The following is a 2,158-nucleotide window of genomic DNA, read 5'->3' as shown; positions in this document are numbered from 1 at the left end:
CCGCTCGCGGGGGGCCGCTGCCGTGTCCGCCGCCTGCTCGGCCGCGGCTCCCAAGCCGTCGTAGGCGTCGACGATGAGCGCGGTGAGCAGGTCGTCGCGGCTGGGGAAGTAGCGGTACAGCGCCGAGGAGACCATGCCCAGCTCCCGCGCCACCGCGCGCAGGGAGAGCGCCTGCGCGCCGACCTCGCCGAGCTGGCGTCGCGCCGTGTCCGTGATGGCGGCGACGACCTCGGCTCTGGCGCGTCGGCGGGCCGTGCGATGCACGGGATCGGAGGGCATGGCGGTCAGTGTGCCACCACGAGATCGGGGAACTCAAACGTGAGCACTGCTCTTGACGAAACTCGTCGTGGGGTGTTCTCTGTTCTTGGATGTGAGCACTGCTCTCTTGGAGGAACCGATGGCAGGACAGGTGCGTTACCACGCCCCCGGCGCGCTCGCGCGAATGCTCAACAGGGCGGTGGGCTCGCTGACCCGCCGGGGACTGAGTCTGTGGGGCACGCGCGTGCTGTCCGTGCGCGGCAGGATGTCAGGCGAGTGGCGGTCCACACCGGTGAACGTGCTCACCGTCGCCGGGCGCGACTACCTGGTCTCACCGCGCGGACGCACCCAGTGGGTGCGCAACCTGCGGGCCGCGGGCGAAGGCGAGTTGCGGGTCGGCAGGCGCGTGCGCCGTGTCCGCGCGACCGAGTTGCCCGACGACGAGAAACCGGAGTTGCTGCGCGCGTATCTGGCGCGCTGGGGATGGGAGGTCGGGCGGTTCCTCGAGGGGGTGGACGCGCGATCCGACGAGGCGGCACTCCGTCGCGTCGCGCCGGAGTGCCCGATTTTCCGGGTCGCCACGATCGGGTGACGATGCGCGCGAGACCCGTTCTCGGCCGCGACGGCACGGCCACGCGAACCGCCGGGCCACGACGATGCACTCCCCTCGCGGCCCCGTGTGGCGCCGCGGTCCTTGCCGGGCCGCTGCCCGTGGTGCGCCCCCTGGTCGCGCCGAGACGTCCGTGCCGGGGCGTCAGTGCCGGGGGCCGTGCCCCGGAGCGGCGGGCTCGGCCGCGAGGTCGAACAACTCGGGCGCCACCGCGCTCACCGTGTCGGTGACCTCGGTGATGTCCGGGTTGACCAGCACCCGGTCGCCGATGAACACCGTGGGGACGGTCTCGTCGCCACCCGTCGCGGCACGCACCCGCGCGGCGGCGTCCGAGTCCTCCCAGATGTTGATCTCCTGCACCGGCAGTCCGGTCTTGCGCAGGCGGCCACGCAGGATGGCGCAGAACGGGCAACCCGGCCGCCAGTAGAACTCGATCTCGTTGATAGCCACAGTTTTCCTCCCTCACCGACACCGTAACCGGGCGGAGCGCGGGCGTACCGCCCGCCCTTGGGGGAGGCTGTGACCATGGATTTCGACGCGGTGGCCGACGAACTCTACCGGGCGGAGCCGGCCTCGTTCGTCGCGCTGCGCTCCGAACACGCCGCGCGGGCGCGCTCGGCGGGCGAGCGCGGACTGGCCACGCGCATCAGCGCCCTGCGCAAGCCGACGACCGCGGCGGCGCTGGTCAACCAGCTCGTGCGGCACCGTTCCGCCGAGGTGGACGCGCTGCTCGACCTCGCAGGGGAGCTGCGGCACGCCCATCGCGAGCTGGCCGGTGATCGGTTGCGCGCGCTCACCCGGCGGCGTACGGAACTCGTGCGGGAACTCACGTCCCACGCCCGGGAGCTGGCCGGGGGAGCGGTCGGGGAGTCCGTCGTGCGCGAGGTCGAGACCACGTTGGAGGCGGCCGCGACCGACCCGGAGGCGGGGCGCGCGGTCCGTGTGGGAAGGCTCACCTCGGCGCTCACGCCGTCGGACCCGTTCGCGGCCTCCTGGTTGCCGACCGGCTCCCCGCCGGAAAGCGACGAGCGCGCTCCGGCCCGGCGCGGCCGGAAACAGCGGAGTAAGGACGAGCGTGGCAAGGGCGAGCGTGGCAAGGGCGAGCGTGCGCGGGACCAGCGCGACGGGGACGGCAGCGCCGAGGGCGGGCGGCGGCGCGCCGGAAGCCGGACCGAGCGCCGGAGTGGGGACACCGATCGTGCCGCTGCAACGCGTTCGGGCGGCGAGGCGGAGACGAACGGCCCGGTGCCGCACCCGCCCGGGGAGCGCGGCGCGCGGGACCGGGGTGAC

The 2,158-nt window shown here is 73.8% G+C and carries 4 protein-coding genes; 2 read left to right on the top strand and 2 right to left on the bottom strand.

From position 1 onward, the window contains the following. Nucleotides 1–279, bottom strand: a 279-nt coding sequence (locus SACSA_RS0104835) for a helix-turn-helix domain-containing protein (protein WP_019814003.1), incomplete at its 3' end; no start/stop codon positions are given. A gap of 118 nt (nt 280–397) precedes the next feature. Between SACSA_RS0104835 and SACSA_RS0104830 the strand changes: the two genes are divergently transcribed. Further along, on the top strand, nt 398–850 hold the full coding sequence (locus SACSA_RS0104830; protein ID WP_028661547.1) for a nitroreductase family deazaflavin-dependent oxidoreductase: 453 nt from the start codon (nt 398–400) through the stop codon (nt 848–850). Nucleotides 851–1,012: 162 nt separating this feature from the next. Here SACSA_RS0104830 and SACSA_RS0104825 read toward each other — a convergent pair whose 3' ends face one another. Further along, entirely contained in the window at nt 1,013–1,318 is a 306-nt protein-coding gene (locus tag SACSA_RS0104825) for a glutaredoxin family protein (protein ID WP_019813999.1), read from the bottom strand. Between the two features lie 75 nt (nt 1,319–1,393). On the opposite strand from SACSA_RS0104825, the gene SACSA_RS25710 reads away from it, so the two are divergent. After that, nucleotides 1,394–2,158: hypothetical protein (locus SACSA_RS25710; protein WP_019813997.1), on the top strand; the 765-nt coding region annotated here is incomplete at its 3' end.

The organism is Saccharomonospora saliphila YIM 90502, assembly GCF_000383795.1.
In the GTDB taxonomy this organism is placed as follows: domain Bacteria; phylum Actinomycetota; class Actinomycetes; order Mycobacteriales; family Pseudonocardiaceae; genus Saccharomonospora; species Saccharomonospora saliphila.
Note: the sequence above shows the minus strand (reverse complement) of the source record. Positions and strands in the feature narration are given on the sequence as shown.